This window comes from Ruegeria atlantica, assembly GCF_001458195.1.
In the GTDB taxonomy this organism is placed as follows: domain Bacteria; phylum Pseudomonadota; class Alphaproteobacteria; order Rhodobacterales; family Rhodobacteraceae; genus Ruegeria; species Ruegeria atlantica.
Window position 1 is genome coordinate 208,359 of record NZ_CYPU01000068.1, and the last position, 17,657, is coordinate 226,015.

Consider the following 17,657-nt stretch of genomic DNA (forward strand, 5'->3'; position numbering starts at 1 on the left):
GCGAAAAAACCGGATCGCAGTGCCGTCAGGGGTTCAAGTGTTCCAAAAACCAAGGCTGTGTTCCCGTCAAGGCCGTCGACTGCGGATATGGTAAGTGGTGCAAACCGGGCGAACAGTGCCTGCCCGAAGGCGGATGCGAGAAACTGCCCGAGGGAACCGAACCTTAGGTTGCCTTGAGCAGCGCGGCTTCTTATAAGCGGCGCGATTGTCAGACAGGAGCCCGCCAATGCGTTTCGCCCATCGTCACCTTCTTGGCATCGAGCACCTGTCGCAATCCGATATTACTGCCATTCTCGACCTGGCCGAGAAGTATGTCGACATGAACCGCCAGTCGACCAAGCATTCCGACGTGCTGTCAGGGCTGACCCAAATCAACATGTTCTTCGAGAACTCAACCCGCACGCAGGCCAGTTTCGAAATCGCAGGCAAGCGGCTGGGCGCGGATGTGATGAACATGGCGATGCAGGCCAGTTCGATCAAAAAAGGCGAGACGCTGATCGACACAGCGATGACGCTGAATGCTATGCACCCCGATTTGTTGGTGGTGCGCCATCCGCATTCCGGCGCGGTCGACCTGCTGGCGCAGAAGGTGAATTGCGCGCTGCTGAATGCCGGTGACGGCAAACATGAACACCCGACGCAGGCTCTGCTGGACGCTCTGACCATTCGCCGCGCCAAAGGTCGCCTGCACCGCCTGAACATCGCGATCTGCGGCGACGTCGCCCATTCCCGCGTGGCGCGGTCAAACCTGATCCTGCTGGGCAAAATGGAAAACCGTATTCGTCTAATTGGACCACCGACGCTGCTCCCAAGCCAGTTTGCCGAGTTTGGTGCTGAAATTTACGACGACATGAACGAGGGCCTCAAGGACGTCGACGTCGTCATGATGCTGCGCCTTCAGAAAGAGCGGATGGACGGCGGCTTTATCCCGTCAGAGCGGGAGTACTATCACCGCTATGGCCTCGACGCCGCCAAACTGGCGCAGGCCAAACCGGACGCCATCGTCATGCACCCCGGCCCGATGAACCGCGGGGTCGAGATCGATGGCACTTTGGCAGACGACATCAACCGGTCCGTTATTCAGGAACAGGTCGAAATGGGCGTCGCCGTTCGCATGGCCGCAATGGAACTGTTGGCCCGCAACTTGCGCGAGGCCGCATGAGTGATCTGAACGTCGCCCCACATGAACACGGCGTCCTGCGCTTGTTTCAGCTGGACATGCGCCCGGAAGAGGCAAAGTTCCTCCGCGAACCCGGTGCGGCAGACCAGATTCTGGGTGTCGAGGGTCTGGATCAGACCCAGATCGACGTATTTCCTGTCTCGGACCTCGAGGAACTGGGTCTTTTTGGCTATCTCAACGAAGGGTGCGGTATCCCTAAAGATCAGCTGGACCGAGCTGCGCTGGAAAGCATTGAAGGCTGGGTCATGGTCGTGCGCAGTGCTGCGTTTCAGGGACGTGCCGCCACTTTGCAACCGGACCCCAAAGTGCAACTGATCGGCCTTTACACAGAAGAGGCGACAAGCTGGACCGGTGGAGCAATTAAAACCGAAAGCGCGAAACCGTTCTCGGCCCCGCAAACGCCACCACAGGACGACAAACCCGGCCGTATTGGGTCGGTCATGCTGGCAGTAGTGGTGCTGGTGGTCATCGGAGGCATCCTATGGCTGATCCTGTGACGTTCACCCCCGACAAAGGCGCGTATATCCGCACGAATACATGGCTGGCCGCCGGGGCCATGGCTGTCGCGATGATCGTGCTGTGGCTGGTCGGAAACCCCTACGTCTGGACCGGGGCGCCCGCGGGTCTCGCTGCGGTTGCCTTTCGCGCATGGTACCTGGCCTCAGAAGAACTGACCACCACATGGCAAATGACGGACACCACCCTAACCGGCCCCGGCCCGCGCAATGTGGCGCTGAACCAGATAGAGGCGGTCAACCTCATGGGCAGCTTTGTCCAGATCGTCACCAAGGGCGGCGACAAACACCTGATCAAGTACCAGGCAGATCCAGCGGCGACCAAAGCCGCCATCGAAAGGGCAATGGCATGAACAATACTCTTTTCACTAATGCCCGCCTGATCGACCCGGAAACCGGCACCGACAGCCCTGGCTGGCTGCATGTATCCGACGGTCGGATTGCTACGCGCGGCGAAGGGGCTGCTCCGGCGCTGGAGGCTCAGGTTGTCGATTGTGGTGGGCAATGTCTTGCCCCCGGTATCGTCGATATCGGCGTCAAGGTCTGTGAACCGGGTGAGCGGCACAAGGAAAGCTATAAATCCGCCGGTCTGGCCGCTGCGGCCGGGGGCGTAACCACTATCGTCACCCGCCCCGACACCAGCCCCGCTATCGACACGCCCGAAAGTCTGGAGTTCGTCACACGGCGAGCGCAGGCCGACGCACCGGTGAACGTGCTGCCAATGGCCGCGCTGACCAAGGGTCGCGAAGGCCGCGAAATGACCGAGATCGGGTTCCTGCAGGATGCCGGTGCTGTCGCCTTTACCGACTGCGATCACGTGATCGCCAACACCAAGGTTTTTTCCCGTGCCTTGACCTATGCCCGGGCCTGTGGCGCGCTGGTCATCGCCCACCCGCAAGAACCCATCCTCAGCAATGGTGCCGCAGCCACCAGTGGTAAGTTCGCCGTGCTGCGCGGCCTGCCCGCCGTCTCACCAATGGCCGAGCGGATGGGACTGGACCGCGACATCGCTCTGCTAGAGATGACCGGGGCAACCTATCACGCCGACCAGATCACCACCGCCCGCGCCCTGCCCGCGCTGGAGCGGGCCAAGCGGAACGGTCTGGATATCACCGCAGGCACGTCGATCCACCACCTGACGCTGAACGAGCTGGACGTGGCCGACTATCGGACCTTCTTCAAAGTCAAGCCGCCGTTGCGATCTGAGGATGATCGGCAAGCGGTAATCGAAGCGGTGCGGACCGGTCTGATTGATACGATCAGTTCTATGCACACGCCTCAGGATGAGGAAAGCAAACGCCTGCCGTTTGAAGAGGCGGCCTCCGGCGCGGTAGCGTTGGAAACCCTGCTGCCCGCCGCCCTGCGGCTGTATCATGTCGGGCAGCTGGACCTGCCGACACTGTTCCGCTCTATGGCGCTGAATCCGGCGAAAAGACTGGGGCTGGGCAGTGGCCGTCTGTCCGAAGGCGCGCCTGCGGATCTGGTGCTGTTTGACCCGGATGTGCCCTTTGTGCTGGACCGGTTCTCGCTCAAATCCAAATCTCAGAACACACCGTTTGACGGCCAGCGCATGCAGGGTAAGGTCACCGCAACTTTCGTTGCAGGACAAGAAGTTTACCGGAGACCCTGATGCCGATCATCGACAGTACAATGACCCAGCTGATCCTGTGGGCGGCACTTGGATACCTGATGGGATCGATCCCGTTTGGTATGGTCACGGCCAAGGTGATGGGGCTGGGCAACCTGCGCAACATCGGATCGGGCAATATCGGCGCAACCAATGTTCTGCGGACGGGCAACAAGACCGCCGCTGCCCTGACCCTGATCTTCGACGCCGCAAAAGGCGGGGTTGCCGTTCTAGTAGCACGCGCACTGGCGGGCGAGGATGCCGCGCAGATTGCAGCGCTGGCAGCACTTTTGGGCCATTGCTTTCCGGTTTGGCTGGGATTTAAGGGCGGCAAAGGGGTCGCCACGTTTCTGGGGATCTGGCTGGCGTTGGATTGGCGCGTCGGTGTAGCCTGTTGTTTGACTTGGTTGGTTGCTGCTGCAGTCTGGCGCATCTCATCCCTTGCGGCACTTGCAGCGGCGGCAACGTCCACTATCTGGACCCTTCTGCTGACAGGTTCGCAAACGCTGCTACTGGCTGGCGTCCTGACCCTGTTGGTCTATTGGCGCCACAGCGCGAATATTGCCCGCATCAAATCCGGCACTGAACCAAAAATCGGGCAGTCTTGAGCGCCCCGAACGCCTTCCTTAACGCTTTTTTTGCCATCCCCAAGGGGTCGTCGACCGGGCGTGCCCACGGCAGGCGGTATATCGTCAGTCGAACGGAATTTTCAGACGGCAAGTCGCAGAAACTTGTCGCACGCGCACTGGACGGCCGCGACTACATCAGCCTGAACCTTTATCTGACCAAACGCGGATCTCTTCTTCACCCCTGCGAAATGCCCGCGGAAAAAGTCACCGAATTCGTTTTGGATCTGGCGCCCGATACCTAAGGCCTACCCTGCATTTGTGAACAATGCCTCTTCGCCCCTGCACATTCACAATTGATTGCTTTGAACGTGATGAGCCGCCTGCCCACTTGGGTTCCGTGACGGCCAATTGCGGGTCTCACGGACAAAAAACTCTTGGGTCGTCTGGGCGCAATTTTCTGCGCCACGTGGCGGCCCCTTCACGAAAGGTGAAAACAATGAACAAGTTCAAATCTCTTATCGGCGGCGTCGCTCTGTCTGTTGCCATTGCAAGCTCGGCTCTGGCCGCTGGTGTTGAACTGAACGCAAGCTCGACCGGTCTGGCCATGCAGGGCTATGATCCCGTTGCCTACTTCACCGCTGGCGAGCCGACCAAAGGTGACTACCGCATCACCACACTGCACAACGACGCAATGTATCGCTTTGCCAATGAAGAAAACAAAGCCGCGTTCGAAGAAAACCCCGAGGCCTACCTGCCTGCATATGGCGGCTACTGCGCATTCGGCGCTGCGATGGGCTTCAAGTTTGACGGTGACCCGACCTACTGGAAGATCGTCGACAACAAGCTGTACCTGAACCTGTCGCAAGACATCCAGCAGCGCTGGGAAGGTGACATCCCTGGTTTTGTCGAACAAGCCAGCGCCAATTGGGAAACCATCGCGGATAAAACACCGGCGGAACTGCAGCAATAATTTCTGACATTCCCCAAATAGGCGGCGGCAGAGTATTCTGCCGCCGCTTTTCGTTTCAAGATCAAACACCAACGAGCCGGGCTCAGTCGGTCTTACGGCTCCAGGACCGTGCTGCCTGTAGTCTGACGCGCTTCAAGAACCCGATGCGCCTCGGCCACCTGATCCAACGGGAACCGCTGGTCGATGTGGATTTTGACCTCGCCGCCCTCAACCTTGCCGAACAGCCGCCGTGCCATTGCCTGACAAACGGAAGGGTCGGCGATATGGGTAAACAACGTCGGTCGGGTGATTTTCAAGGAACCTTTCTTGCCCAAAATACCGATATCCATCAGCGGGACCGGACCTGAGGCATTGCCGAATGAGATCATCATTCCCAGGGGTTTCAGGCAGTCCAGCGAGCCATTGAACGTGTCCGCGCCGATGGAATCCATGACCACATCCACACCTTTGCCCCCGGTGATTTCGGCCACTCGTTCGGCAAAGTTCTCTGTCCGGTAGTTGATGCAATGCGCAGCCCCGTTGAACTGCGCGAGGCTGCATTTTTCGTCTGTTCCGGCTGTTCCGATCAGGGTGATGCCCTCGGACTTGGCCCATTGGCAGGCGATCAGACCAACGCCACCGGCGGCCGCGTGAAACAAAACCGTGTCACCCCGTTTCAAAGGCGTTGTCCGGTGAAACAGATACTCGACCGTCATCCCCTTGAGCATCATCGCCGCAGCCGCGTCAAAAGAAATCCCTTCGGACATCGGACACACCTGCGCCGCTGGCATCACGCGCGCTTCACAATAGGCCCCGGCGGGTGCTGCGGCATAAGCCGCGCGTTGGCCCGATTTCAGATGGGTAACACCTTCGCCAACGGCCTCAATCACACCTGCCGCTTCCATGCCCAGCGCGTGCGGTAAATCCATCGGGTACAACCCGGTGCGCTGATAGACATCAATGAAGTTCAGCCCACAGGCCCGGTGGCGGATGCGAACCTCGCCGGGTCCGGGGTCGCCCAAGGGCCGGTCTTCGATCTTTAGAACTGCGGGACCGCCGTTTTCATGAATGACGACGGTTCTTGCCGTTTGCTGCATGCTGACCTCCTGTTGCCTGACGCCAAGCTAACACGCCTGTGAAACAGGGCAATTGGTAGGTTTTCGCTGCCGCGCAACCACAACGGGAAAAACTGTGCTATACTGGGGCCTGAGCGTTGCCGGCTGGTCCGGCCAAAGGCAACCACCGCCGGATTCAACCCGTTGCGCACTGGCAAAGGGAGGGGATCAAGATGGCCAAAACAATAGGAAATCCGATCAGTTGGGCCGCCCGAAACATCGGCGCGACCGGCGATCATATTACCGAAAGCGTGCACCACATCGGCAGCGCGGACACCCGGCATCTACCGCAGGTGCAAACACTGACGATGCAGGACCTGAAGGCCTGTTTGCAGGCCGGGTACAATGATTTTCTGGAAACACGGGCGGATGCGATTTTCATCATACTGGTTTACCCGATCGCAGGTCTGCTGATGTTCGGGTTCGGCCTTAATCGCAACATGGTTCCCCTTCTGGCACCGCTTATCATGGGTTTCGCACTAGTTGGTCCGATAGCAGCCGTGGGCCTTTACGAAATCAGCCGCAAACGCGAGCAAAGCGGCGAGGTCCATTGGCTGGACGCCTTGGGCGTCTTCCGGTCCCCGTCCTTCGGTGCAATTCTGGCCTTGGGGTTCTATCTGGTCATGCTGCTGCTGATTTGGCTGATGGTCGCGCAGAGCATCTATGTGCATACGCTTGGGCCTGATCTGCCCACCTCACTCGGGGCTTTCGTGACTCAGGTATTCACCACCGGCGCAGGCTGGTCCATGATCATTTTCGGCAATGCGATCGGGTTTCTATTCGCGCTGGTCGCATTGGCCATGAGCGTCGTCAGCTTTCCATTGCTGTTGGACCGTCCGGTCGGTCTGCCGGTGGCGGTCGTGACGTCGGTCCGGGTGTTGCGGCATAACCCCGGTGTGATTTTGGCATGGGGGTTCATCGTAGCGGCCCTGTTGATCATCGGAGCCATCCCGATGCTGCTGGGGCTGATCGTTGTCATGCCAGTCCTGGGCCATGCAACCTGGCATCTTTACCGCCGCGCAGTGGTCTGATCGGAAAAAGCGCGGGATCTACCCGCGCCAAAGTTTTAACCAGCGACCTTGAGGACAATCTTGCCGATGTGGCCCGAGCTTTCCATCCGCGCATGGGCGGCTGCCGCCTCGGCCAGATCAAACTCACTGTCCATGACGGGGGCCACCTTCCCAGCCTCCAGCAATGGCCAGACAGCCTCGCGCAAATCCTGCGCAATCTTCGCCTTTGCCAGATCACTTTGAGGGCGCAAAGTACTGCCAGTCAGGGTCAGGCGTTTGACCATCATCATCGCAAAGTTCAACTCGACCTTCGGACCTTGCAGGAAAGCGATCTGAACCAGACGCCCATCCTCGGCCAGAGCTTTGACGTTGCGCGGGATATAGTCGCCACCAACCATGTCGAGGATCAGGTTCGCCCCACCCTCAGCCCGCATGACGCCCACGAAGTCCTCATCCCGGTAATTGATCGCCCTCTCGGCCCCGAGGTTCACACAGGCCTCGCATTTCTCAGCAGATCCGGCGGTTGCAAACACCCGCGCACCAAACGCGTTCGCCAGCTGGATCGCTGTTGTGCCAATGCCGCTGGACCCGCCATGCACCAGAAAACGCTCACCTGCCTTTAGACCGCCGCGCGTGAAAACGTTGGACCACACAGTAAAGAAGGTTTCGGGCAGGCACGCGGCCTCTTTCATCCCCATTCCCGAAGGAACTGGCAGACAGTGCGCAGCGGGTGTGGCCACATATTCCGCATATCCGCCACCGGGCAGCAAGGCACAGACCTGATCGCCGATAGCCAGACCCTCGACCCCGGCACCAACGGCAACAACCTCACCCGATGCTTCAAGCCCCGGCAAATCGCTGGCGCCTTGCGGCGGATCATAGGCCCCGGCACGCTGCAGCGCATCCGGGCGGTTCACACCCGCATAGGCCACTTTCAGGATCACCTGCCCGGCTTGTGGTTCCGGCACCGGGCGTTCCGTCAGTTGCAGAACATCCGGACCACCGGGTTTGGTGATTTCGACAGCGCGCATCATCTGGGTCATGGGCAAATCTCCTTTGCCCAATGCCTAGCAGGCAATTTCTGGAAGGCCCAGACGCTTACTTGCGCGGGTTCAACATACCCGGCAAATCAGCCCGTATCTTTGTCGGCGCTTTTACCTGACCAGCCAACCAGTTCGGCACCGCCAGAAACGGTTTGAACAACGGGTTGTCATTCACCTGCGCCTTGATCTTTTCGAACTGCATGACGTTGTCTATCCGCCGATCCAGAAACTCCCAGGTTTTCTGGTGATCGGGGGAATCATCGCCCAGCCAGAACAGCAGGGTCGAGGAATAGACGCCCGACAACGTCGCCCGTTTCGTGTACCAGTTCACGTCTTCCGAGGAATCGCCCAGCGTGTCCCAGATCAGATCGCAGGTCTGCCACAAGGCTTTTGCCCCATCGGCTGCGTGGGTGGGCAGCGAAAACAACGTCATACCCCGGCGAACAAGCTCTTTGTCCGGAACCGCCTCAAGCCGGAACCGAACCGCAGCGGCGATTCGCTCGCGGAACTTCAACTCGCTCAGGTCCGACGACTTCAGCCGATCCTCCATCGCCGCGTCGCCGCGCGCGTGAAAGGCCAGTGCCAGATCAACCGCGCCACGGGGGCAAATCGCGCGCGCCAGCGTGTCATCTATATCGCAATCTAAGATAGCTGCACGAAAGCTGGCTTCGGACCAGCCGTCAAACGGCACATGGATCAAAATCGCGTCCAACAACTGCTGCTTGGTGTCTTCATATGTGGTGGTCATGGCGGTTCTCCGGTTCTGGGGACCAGTACTAGACAAGATAGAACGGCTTTGCTATACGGCCAATTCCTGCAATTTCCTTGCAACTCTATCTAGAAAGGTGGTGACAACCACATGCAGGTTAGTGTTCGCGACAATAACGTCGATCAGGCGCTTCGTGCCCTGAAGAAAAAGCTGCAGCGCGAAGGCGTGTTCCGCGAAATGAAGCTTAAGCAACATTTCGAGAAACCGTCCGAGAAAAAAGCGCGCGAGAAAGCTGAAGCGATCCGCCGTGCCCGTAAACTGGCACGTAAGAAAGCACAGCGCGAAGGTTTGCTCTAAAACCTCGCTCGTCCAGCTTTGGATGACACTATTTGACGACCCCCGAGGCATCGCCCGGGGGTTTGTCGTTTTTAGGGTCGGATGATTTATGCCGACTCGGGCCGCCCACGCGCGACAAGCTGCCATTTCCCCCTCAGCAACATTTTGCCCGGCATTTTGCAGCGCAGCGAATCCCGTGGCGGTAGCACTGACCCGCCAAAACTCGCCTCTGAACACGCCATCCCTATGAAGGCCGTATCGAGCCTTTGTAACTGGCGCCGTCTACCACGACAAAAAACCAATCGGAGGCAAAAATGTCGACTGCAAGTAGTATCGAACAAGAAATGCTGGCGCTGATTAACCAAGAGCGCACATCCCGCGGGCTGGACCCCCTACAGCTTGAAACGCGGCTGAACGACTCGTCCGAGGATCACAGTGAATGGATGCTGGAAACTGACAGGTTCAGCCACACCGGCTCGGGTGGTTCCAGCGCCACGCAGCGGATGGAAATGGCCGGGTTCGACTTCTCGGGCAACTGGCGGTCAGGTGAAAACATCGCCTGGCAATCCGAGCGCGGCGCGCCAGGCATCAGCGATGACATCGCCCAGCTTCATCAGAACCTTATGAACAGCCCCGGTCACCGCGCCAATATTCTGAACCCGGATTTCAAATATATCGGAATCGGCATTGAAACCGGCGACATGCAGGGTTTTGACGCTGTGATGGTGACGCAGAACTTTGCTGCCACCCAGGGGGAGGTCATGCTGGACAACGGCTCTGCCACTCCGTCGGCGCCGACGCCACCGGTTGAAGAAACCCCGCAGCCCGAAGAGCCGGTTGCCGAAGTGCCAGAACCCGAGGTTACCGAGCCTGAGGAACCCGTAGCCGAAACGCCGGATACCGACACCAAGGAACCGGCACCAGAAACGCCTGACACCGATGTCACCGAGACCAAAGAGCCGGAGCCTGAAACACCTGGAACCGAAGAACCGGAAGAAGTCGCATGTTTTGACGTTCAGGAGTTTCTTGCCGAGATCCGGGCATTCGCCCAATCGATTCAGGCGCAGTTCGACCAGTTTGATTGGAACGACACGGACTATGCCGATGCGGACCCCGAAACCGACGATTTCGATATGGTGATGACCGGCGATGACAATCCTGTGGACGATGTTGAGACATGTTCTGACATGGCCGGCGACAACTCAGGTGATGTCTTTGTGTTCAACTATTATGATTTCGACTGCATGATGGACGCCGCTTAACGGATACCACGGTGCGGGGCGGGGGCGACCCTGCCTCGCACCAATTTCTACTTCTATAGTTCAATAGACCTTTGGAACGTACAGATCGTCCGGCAGAATCCGGCGCTCATATTCCGGGTTGTACTTTCGATCTGGCAGATCGACCTTTTCCTGCGGCACATCCGAATACGGGATCTTGGTCAGCAGGTGTTCAATACAATTCAGGCGCTCGCGCTTTTTGTCATTGCCTTCGACGATGTACCAGGGCGCTTCGGATATGTTCGTGCGGAACAACATGTCCTCCTTGGCCTTGGTGTAGGATTCCCACCGAATGCGCGATTCCAGATCCATCGGCGACAGCTTCCACTGCTTCATCGGATCGTGAATGCGCATCAGGAATCTCAACTGCTGTTCTTCGTCGGTGATCGAGAACCAATATTTCAGCAGGATGATCCCCGACCGGACCAGCATCCGTTCGAATTCGGGAACGTCCTGAAAGAACTGTTCGACCTGATCTTCGCTGGCAAAACCCATGACCCGTTCGACACCGGCCCTGTTATACCAGGACCGGTCGAACAGAACGATTTCGCCAGCTGCGGGCAGGTGCGGCACGTAGCGTTGGAAATACCACTGGCTTTGTTCCCTGCGACTCGGTGCAGGCAACGCAACCACACGCGCAACACGCGGGTTCAGGCGCTGGGTAATCCGCTTGATTACCCCCCCTTTACCGGCGCTGTCGCGACCTTCGAACAGGATGCACACTTTGGCGCCGGTATGTTGAACCCAATCCTGCACTCTGATCAGTTCGGCCTGCAATCGCAGCAGGTTCTGGAAGTAGACCTTGCGGTCCAACATGTCGGGATGCTGTTCCTTGTAGATCTTGCGAACTTCCATCGACAGCATCGGCTCACTGAATTCGATTTCGAAATCTTCGTCCAACGTGTCTTCGAGCTCGGCTTCCAGCCAGTCTTTTGGGGCGTCATTTTGTTGGTAAGCCAAGATCTGCTCCTTATCAGTCAACGGGTTCCGACCATACCCAGAGAGTGTGACCGCCTGATGTCATCAGAAATAATTGATGAACGCTCCGCGCCGGTTCAATATCAAGTTGGTGCGGTGCCGTAAAACAGGCAGATGTACGGTCATCCCTATAATTGAACCGACCTGCGCCTGGATACAAGCGTCTGAATTGACGCAACGCCAGCAGTTAGGCACAGGCTGCCCCTGCACGGCCTTGCCATTTGGGGGTGTCCGACGGCATCAATACGCACCTGAATACATGAGAGAGCCGTGGCGCATTTTGTATCTCTTCTGCCATTGATATGGCCCTGGTTCATACTGATCGCCGGCATGGTCAGTGCGGCCTCGGGCCGGCGGCAACTTGGCCTGACGCTGCTGTTGGTGTTTGGTTTTGCCGCCCTCGCCATGGGGCTGGTCACGCCTTTGGCTGTTGGAGTTGTTGCAGCTGGATTGCTGGGTGCTGCGGCCCTGAACCATCTCACAGGCACCGGCGCGGCGGTTGGCCACGTCATGTTGATCGGTTGGTGTCTTGCATTGGGCGCGCATCTGGTGCCCGGATTTCAAAACCTGCTGGTACTTGACCGGATCTACGCCGGGCCGGACAGCTCGGCGTTTTCAATGTACTTGAATCTGGACAAGCCAATGGTGCTGTTCGCGGTCCTGCTGGCCTGGCCGGGAATGACCGATTCAGCGAGACCTGTCCAGAGAACACCGTTGCTGGTGGGCCTCGCGACCTTGCCCGCCCTCTTCGCCTTTGGGCTGGCCGCGCAGGCCATCCGGCCAGAACTCAGCCTACCGCCTTGGTGGCTGATTTTTGCATTGTCGAACCTGTTTCTGACCTGCCTGACGGAAGAGGCTTTTTTCCGCGGGTACCTGCAGTCGCTTATTGCGTCCAAACTTGGTGCAGCACTTGGTGTGACTCTGGCCAGCTTTCTGTTTGGTCTGGCGCATTTTGCAGGGGGTCAGGCCCTGGTCGCTTATGCCGCGATTCTTGGCGCGGCCTGTGGTTTGGGATTTTATGCGACCGGTCGGTTGTGGGTGCCCGTTATGATGCATTTCGGCTTCAATGCCATGCATCTGATCCTGTTCACCTACCCGACCCCAGTCTGACGGTCACACCGGCAAGGCCGTCGTCTTAAACACAGTGCGCAAGGCAAATGAGCTTTGCATTTGCGCTACGCCGGGCAAACGCGACAGGTACTGACGGTGAATTCGGGCGAAATCCTCGGTGTTCTCGGCGACGACCTTCAGAATATAGTCCGCCGTCCCCGCCATAAGATGACACTCCAGAACGTCCGGAATGCGCGCCACCGCTTTTTCGAACGCATCCAAAAGCTCTTCGGCCTGGCCCTGCAAGGTGATCTCAACAAACACGGTGGTCGGGACGTTCATCTTGCGTGCATCCAGCAGCGCAACATAGTTTCGGATGTACCCTTCGGCCTCAAGCCGTTGGACCCGCCGATGACACGCCGACGGCGACAGATTCACCTGATCTGACAACTCGGCATTCGACATCCTGCCGTTTCTCTGCAGGGCGGCCAGAATCTTTCTATCGGTCGTATCGAGGCTCATACGCGCAAGTCCTTTGCAAGAAATTCCAATAATACCGAAGATTCTCGCAAAGAAAACCCGAATGACGGGCAGAGTTTCATAGAAATTGCATCCCGAATTGCACATAATTTGGGCAGTTTATGAATGGAGGAGCGAGAAATGAAAATCGGTTGCCCCAAGGAAATCAAACCCCAGGAATTCCGTGTTGGCATGACCCCAAACGCTGCGCAAGAAGCTGTTGCGCGCGGCCACGAGGTCATCATTGAAACCAATGCCGGCATGGGTTCCGGCTTTGACAACGACTCGTATGTTGCCGCAGGTGCGCGCATCGTCGACACCGCAGAAGAAGTTTTTGCGACCGCGGACATGATCGTAAAGGTCAAAGAACCCCAGGCGGTCGAGCGCAAGATGCTGCGTGAAGGCCAGCTGCTGTTCACCTACCTGCACCTGGCACCTGATCCAGACCAGACCCACGACCTGCTGGCGTCGGGCTGCACCGCGATTGCCTATGAAACCGTAACTGACCGCAACGGCGGCCTGCCGCTGCTGGCGCCGATGTCCGAAGTTGCCGGTCGTCTGGCACCTCAGGTCGGTTCGTGGACCCTGCAAAAGGCCAATGGCGGCCGCGGCGTTCTGATGGGCGGCGTTCCCGGTGTTGGCCCGGCCAAAGTCATTGTGATCGGCGGCGGCGTTGTTGGTACCCACGCAGCCAAGATCGCGGCCGGCATGGGCGCTGATGTCACCGTACTGGACCGGTCGCTGCCACGCCTGCGTTACCTCGACGACGTCTTTGGCGGCACCTTCAAGAGCCAGTACTCCACAGCCGGCGCAACGGCCGAGCTGATCCAGGATGCCGACATGGTCATCGGTGCGGTTCTGATTCCTGGCGCTGCGGCACCCAAGCTGATCTCGCGCGCGCAGTTGTCCACCATGAAACCCGGCGCGGTTCTGGTTGACGTTGCCATCGACCAGGGCGGCTGCTTTGAAACCTCCAAAGCGACCACCCATGCTGACCCGATCTATGAAGTGGACGGCGTCATGCACTACTGCGTTGCCAACATGCCGGGCGCGGTTGCGCGGACTTCGACCATCGCATTGGGTAACGCGACCATACCGTTCCTGCTGGCACTGGCGGGTAAAGGCTGGAAGAAAGCATGTCAGGACGACCCGCATTTGCTGGCAGGTCTGAACGTCCATGCCGGTCAGCTGACTTACGAAGCTGTTGGTACGGCGCTGGGTCTGGACGTTGTCTCGCCTGAGGCAATCGTCAACGCCTGAAGCACTCCCGCCCCTGAAAGTTGCCGCTGAAGCGGCTGCTTTGCAGCGTTGGGCATGGCGGCGCGCCTTTGGCGCGCCGCTTTTCTTTTGATCGAACGACTTTTGCATCAATAAAAAAACGCCGCGCTAAATGCGCGGCGCCGGGCCCAACCGGAGGAGGGCATTTCCAATTCCCGCTCGACGGGCGGGAGGGTTTAGCCCTCTTTCCGAATTTCCACGGTATGTGGGTACGGAATCGACACACCCTTGGCGTCAAACGCCTCTTTCACGGCCTTAGTGATCTCAAACTTCAGGTCCCAATAATCGGCGGCATTGCACCACAGGCGTGCGGTCAGATCGACCGAGCTGTCGCCCAGGTTGGTCACGCGCACCCACGGCTCTGGATCTGAGTGAATTCGGTCATCGGCCTTCGCGACATCCAGAATGATCTTCATCGCCTCATCAGCGCTATCACCGTAATCAATGCCGAACACCAGATCGACACGCCGCGTGTCATGCGCCGAGTAGTTTGTGATGATCGATCCCCAGGATTGTCCGTTGGGAACGATGATCTGCACGTTGTCCGGCGTCACCAGCTCGGTCGTGAACAGGTTCAGATCCTTAACGGTGCCTGCGGTGCCGCCGATATCGACATACTGACCCAGCTTGTAAGGGCGGAAGACAACCAGCATAACGCCCGCAGCAAGATCGCTCAGCGTTCCTTGAAGGGCCAAACCAATGGCCAGAGAAGCAGCACCCAAAATGGCGACGATGCTTGTCGCCTGAATGCCAAAGATGCCCAGCACTGCAACCAGTACCATGGCCAATATGACCCATTTCACCAGACTGGCGACGAAATTCCCAAGCGTCTGATCAATATGCGGTGTCGCATTGATCCTGCGCCGGACTACACCGGCAATGGCGCCAGCAATGCTCCATCCGAGGATCAGTACTACCAGCGCTTTGACTGCGCTTATGATCAGCGGGGCAAAGGCACCCACCTGTGTTACGACATCATCCACGCGCATCTCCTTTCGATTCACGGCAAACCCGCGTCTCTCAGCGCGGGATTGGTGGAATAGTGATCCATAAGCGCGCGTCGGTCTAGGTGTGAGATACGCAGGTTTTCCCCGTTGTTCTCACGCACACAGTCCCTGACCTTGTATGCACAGCCCGGATACTGGCAAGACTGGGCAGGTGTACCTAACTATTGCTGGCAACCCATGACAGGAGCCCCCCATGCTGGACACCGCCTCTCACCCGATAACAGCCCGCTGGCCTGCGCAGTTTCCCGACAGGATTCAGCTCTATTCTTTCCCCACGCCGAACGGCGTCAAAGCGTCGATCATGCTGGAAGAAACCGGCCTGCCCTATGAAGCCCATCGGGTTACGCTTTCGGACTCAGATGTCAAAAGCCCCGAATTCCTGTCATTGAACCCCAACAACAAAATCCCGGCGATCATCGACCCGAATGGTCCGGACGGAGAATCCATTGGTCTGTTCGAAAGCGGAGCGATCCTGATATATCTCGCCGAGAAAAGCGGCAAGTTTCTGGGTCAAACCAAAGCCGACAAATATCGCGTGATCCAATGGGTGATGTTCCAGATGGGCGGCATCGGTCCGATGTTCGGGCAACTGGGCTATTTTCACAAATTCGCAGGCAGCGAGATCGACGACCCGCGCCCCCGCGAACGCTACGTGAACGAGGCCAAGCGATTGCTGAATGTCCTGAACCAACAGCTTGAAGGCCAGGATTGGATTGCCGGAGACTATTCGATTGCCGATATCGCAATCGCGCCGTGGCTGCGCGGGCTCGAATTCTACAATGCCCACGACCTTGTTGGTTGGGAAGACCACGCCAATCTGGTGGCGTATCTCGACCGGTTCCTAGAGCGACCGGCGGTGCAAAAAGGCCTGGTTACGCCGCCCCGGGACTGATTGCTTCGGCGATCTTTTCGGCAATCATGATAGTGGGCGCATTGGTATTGCCACCGACCAAAGTCGGCATGACTGAAGCGTCCACCACCCGCAGCCCATCGACCCCATGAACCCGACCTTCGGTATCGACAACGGCCATATCGTCGATCCCCATCTTGCAGGTGCCCACCGGGTGATAGATCGTGTCGGCACGGCTGCGGATATCAGCCTCCAAGGCCCGATCACTGCCGTCATGGGCATAGAGCCGCTTTTTACGCCAGGGTTCCAGCGGTTCGGATTCGAGAATTGATTCCATGATACGAGCCCCGCGCTTCAACAGATCCAGATCGCGGTCATCGCTGAGGTAAGCCGGATCAATACGCGGCGGCTCTCCTGCCCGGTCCGAGGTTAGCCCAACGCTGCCCCTGCTGAACGGGCGCAACACACAGACATGGCACGAATACCCGTGCGGCAAGTGGATCTTGCGCATGTGGTCGTCAACGATTCCAACAACAAAGTGCAGCTGAAGATCCGGCTTGGAAACGGATGGATCGGATTTGAAGAACGCGCCGCCTTCGGCAAAGGGAGTCGCAAACAGCCCCTCTCCGGTGCGGCGCCAGTCCAACCCCGCCTTGGCCAGGTTCCATAGCCCGCCCGGGGTCAGCCCGATGACATCCTTACGTTTCGAATGATAGCTGAGGACATAGTCCAGATGGTCCTGCAGATTCTGACCAACGCCGGGCAAGTCGTGCAGAACAGGAATACCATGCTGTTTCAACTCGTCTTCAGGCCCGATACCGGACAACATCAGCAATTGTGGCGAACCAAATGCACCCCCCGAAAGGATGACTTCCCGGCGGGCGCGAACTTCGACTTCTTTGCCTTTCTGACGCAGCAAAACCCCGGTTGCCCGCTTTTTGTCAAAAAGGATCTTCTGGGCTTCTGCCCTTGTCATGATTGTCAGGTTCGGCCGAGATTTGACGCCCCGCAAATAGGCCGCAGCCGCCGAGCAACGTTCACCCTTATGCGCCCCGTCGTGGAACTGCGTGACCTGATACAGGCCTGCGCCTTCCTGCTCCGGCCCGTTGAAATCCTTTGTCTCGCGAATTTGTTGCTGGCCGCAGGCTTCGACAAACGCACGAGAGATGGCACGCGGCTCGGACTGGTCCGACACGTGCAAGGGACCATCACCGCCAAGGAGATCATCCGCACCGCGCGCATTGCCCTCGGTCTTGCGGAAGTAAGGCAGGACATTCTTCCAATTCCAACCTTCACACCCCAAATTCGCCCATTCATCATAGTCGCTGGGATGACCACGCACGTAAAGCATGGCATTGATCGCCGATGAGCCCCCCAGCGCTTTGCCGCGTGGCTGAAACCCTTTCCGACCATTCAACCCGGGCTGGCGCACCGTTTGAAAGGCCCAATTATTCAGCTTGGGTCGCCCCGACACCATGGCTGCCACCAGGGCCGGAGCCCGTATCACCAGGTCCTCACCCGCCCCGCCCGCTTCGATCAGGCAAACGCTTGAGTCTGGTTGTTCGCTCAGCCGCGCGGCCATCACACAACCAGCGGACCCGCCGCCCACGATGACGTAATCGAATTCCATGGCTGCTCTCCC

At 58.4% G+C, this 17,657-nt stretch carries 20 protein-coding genes; 13 read left to right on the forward strand and 7 right to left on the reverse strand.

Features of this window, described 5'->3' with window-relative positions; genetic code table 11:
• The first annotated feature begins 226 nt into the window (after positions 1–226).
• The 7 genes from RUA4292_RS18015 to RUA4292_RS18045 all read left to right on the forward strand — a co-directional run bounded on the left by RUA4292_RS18015 (position 227) and on the right by RUA4292_RS18045 (position 4,861).
• The gene (locus RUA4292_RS18015) at positions 227–1,162 is read left to right on the forward strand and encodes an aspartate carbamoyltransferase catalytic subunit (protein ID WP_058278843.1); all 936 of its coding nucleotides are present in this window, start codon (positions 227–229) and stop codon (positions 1,160–1,162) included.
• Positions 1,159–1,677: a hypothetical protein gene (locus tag RUA4292_RS18020; protein WP_058278844.1), complete on the forward strand. Its 519-nt coding sequence runs from the start codon at positions 1,159–1,161 to the stop codon at positions 1,675–1,677. The genes RUA4292_RS18015 and RUA4292_RS18020 overlap by 4 nt, the downstream gene beginning before the upstream one ends.
• The gene (locus RUA4292_RS18025; protein WP_058278845.1) at positions 1,662–2,048 is read left to right on the forward strand and encodes a hypothetical protein; all 387 of its coding nucleotides are present in this window, start codon (positions 1,662–1,664) and stop codon (positions 2,046–2,048) included. Before RUA4292_RS18020 ends, RUA4292_RS18025 begins: the two co-directional genes overlap by 16 nt.
• Positions 2,045–3,325: a dihydroorotase gene (gene pyrC, locus RUA4292_RS18030; protein WP_058278846.1), complete on the forward strand. Its 1,281-nt coding sequence runs from the start codon at positions 2,045–2,047 to the stop codon at positions 3,323–3,325. The genes RUA4292_RS18025 and pyrC overlap by 4 nt, the downstream gene beginning before the upstream one ends.
• The gene (gene plsY, locus RUA4292_RS18035) at positions 3,325–3,930 is read left to right on the forward strand and encodes a glycerol-3-phosphate 1-O-acyltransferase PlsY (protein ID WP_058278847.1); all 606 of its coding nucleotides are present in this window, start codon (positions 3,325–3,327) and stop codon (positions 3,928–3,930) included. The genes pyrC and plsY overlap by 1 nt, the downstream gene beginning before the upstream one ends.
• Complete coding sequence (locus RUA4292_RS18040; RefSeq protein ID WP_058278848.1) at positions 3,927–4,193, forward strand: hypothetical protein; 267 nt, start codon at positions 3,927–3,929, stop codon at positions 4,191–4,193. Before plsY ends, RUA4292_RS18040 begins: the two co-directional genes overlap by 4 nt.
• 194 nt (positions 4,194–4,387) lie before the next feature.
• Positions 4,388–4,861 carry a YHS domain-containing (seleno)protein gene (locus RUA4292_RS18045; protein ID WP_058273690.1) on the forward strand — a complete coding sequence of 158 codons (474 nt, stop codon included), beginning with the start codon at positions 4,388–4,390 and terminating at the stop codon, positions 4,859–4,861.
• A gap of 92 nt (positions 4,862–4,953) precedes the next feature.
• On the opposite strand, the gene RUA4292_RS18050 is transcribed toward RUA4292_RS18045, so the two are convergent.
• Positions 4,954–5,937: a quinone oxidoreductase family protein gene (locus RUA4292_RS18050; protein WP_058278849.1), complete on the reverse strand. Its 984-nt coding sequence runs from the start codon at positions 5,935–5,937 to the stop codon at positions 4,954–4,956.
• Between the two features lie 191 nt (positions 5,938–6,128).
• Here RUA4292_RS18050 and RUA4292_RS18055 point away from each other — a divergent pair, with 191 nt between their 5' ends.
• On the forward strand, positions 6,129–6,986 hold the full coding sequence (locus RUA4292_RS18055; protein WP_058278913.1) for a DUF2189 domain-containing protein: 858 nt from the start codon (positions 6,129–6,131) through the stop codon (positions 6,984–6,986).
• A gap of 35 nt (positions 6,987–7,021) precedes the next feature.
• Here the strand turns inward: RUA4292_RS18055 and RUA4292_RS18060 are convergent, their stop codons facing one another.
• Positions 7,022–8,008 carry an NAD(P)H-quinone oxidoreductase gene (locus RUA4292_RS18060; protein WP_058278850.1) on the reverse strand — a complete coding sequence of 329 codons (987 nt, stop codon included), beginning with the start codon at positions 8,006–8,008 and terminating at the stop codon, positions 7,022–7,024.
• 55 nt (positions 8,009–8,063) lie between these two features.
• Positions 8,064–8,756 carry a COQ9 family protein gene (locus RUA4292_RS18065; protein ID WP_058278851.1) on the reverse strand — a complete coding sequence of 231 codons (693 nt, stop codon included), beginning with the start codon at positions 8,754–8,756 and terminating at the stop codon, positions 8,064–8,066.
• 111 nt (positions 8,757–8,867) lie between these two features.
• On the opposite strand from RUA4292_RS18065, the gene rpsU reads away from it, so the two are divergent.
• Complete coding sequence (rpsU, locus tag RUA4292_RS18070) at positions 8,868–9,074, forward strand: 30S ribosomal protein S21 (protein WP_005614280.1); 207 nt, start codon at positions 8,868–8,870, stop codon at positions 9,072–9,074.
• A gap of 293 nt (positions 9,075–9,367) precedes the next feature.
• Positions 9,368–10,315, forward strand: a complete 948-nt coding sequence (locus tag RUA4292_RS18075) for a CAP domain-containing protein (RefSeq protein WP_058278852.1) — start codon at positions 9,368–9,370, stop codon at positions 10,313–10,315.
• Positions 10,316–10,375: 60 nt separating this feature from the next.
• Here RUA4292_RS18075 and ppk2 read toward each other — a convergent pair whose 3' ends face one another.
• The gene (gene ppk2, locus RUA4292_RS18080; protein ID WP_058278914.1) at positions 10,376–11,293 is read right to left on the reverse strand and encodes a polyphosphate kinase 2; all 918 of its coding nucleotides are present in this window, start codon (positions 11,291–11,293) and stop codon (positions 10,376–10,378) included.
• 288 nt (positions 11,294–11,581) lie between these two features.
• Here ppk2 and RUA4292_RS18085 point away from each other — a divergent pair, with 288 nt between their 5' ends.
• Entirely contained in the window at positions 11,582–12,421 is an 840-nt protein-coding gene (locus tag RUA4292_RS18085; protein ID WP_145975012.1) for a CPBP family intramembrane glutamic endopeptidase, read from the forward strand.
• Positions 12,422–12,424: 3 nt separating this feature from the next.
• Here the strand turns inward: RUA4292_RS18085 and RUA4292_RS18090 are convergent, their stop codons facing one another.
• Entirely contained in the window at positions 12,425–12,883 is a 459-nt protein-coding gene (locus tag RUA4292_RS18090) for an Lrp/AsnC family transcriptional regulator (protein WP_058278916.1), read from the reverse strand.
• Positions 12,884–13,021: 138 nt separating this feature from the next.
• Here RUA4292_RS18090 and ald point away from each other — a divergent pair, with 138 nt between their 5' ends.
• Entirely contained in the window at positions 13,022–14,140 is a 1,119-nt protein-coding gene (gene ald / locus RUA4292_RS18095; RefSeq protein WP_058278917.1) for an alanine dehydrogenase, read from the forward strand.
• 194 nt (positions 14,141–14,334) lie between these two features.
• Here the strand turns inward: ald and RUA4292_RS18100 are convergent, their stop codons facing one another.
• On the reverse strand, positions 14,335–15,141 hold the full coding sequence (locus RUA4292_RS18100; RefSeq protein WP_058278918.1) for a mechanosensitive ion channel family protein: 807 nt from the start codon (positions 15,139–15,141) through the stop codon (positions 14,335–14,337).
• 217 nt (positions 15,142–15,358) lie between these two features.
• Here RUA4292_RS18100 and RUA4292_RS18105 point away from each other — a divergent pair, with 217 nt between their 5' ends.
• The gene (locus RUA4292_RS18105) at positions 15,359–16,057 is read left to right on the forward strand and encodes a glutathione S-transferase family protein (protein ID WP_058278853.1); all 699 of its coding nucleotides are present in this window, start codon (positions 15,359–15,361) and stop codon (positions 16,055–16,057) included.
• Here RUA4292_RS18105 and RUA4292_RS18110 read toward each other — a convergent pair.
• Positions 16,038–17,645, reverse strand: a complete 1,608-nt coding sequence (locus tag RUA4292_RS18110) for a GMC family oxidoreductase (RefSeq protein WP_058278854.1) — start codon at positions 17,643–17,645, stop codon at positions 16,038–16,040. The two genes, RUA4292_RS18105 and RUA4292_RS18110, sit on opposite strands and share 20 nt — an antisense overlap.
• Positions 17,646–17,657 lie beyond the last annotated feature (12 nt).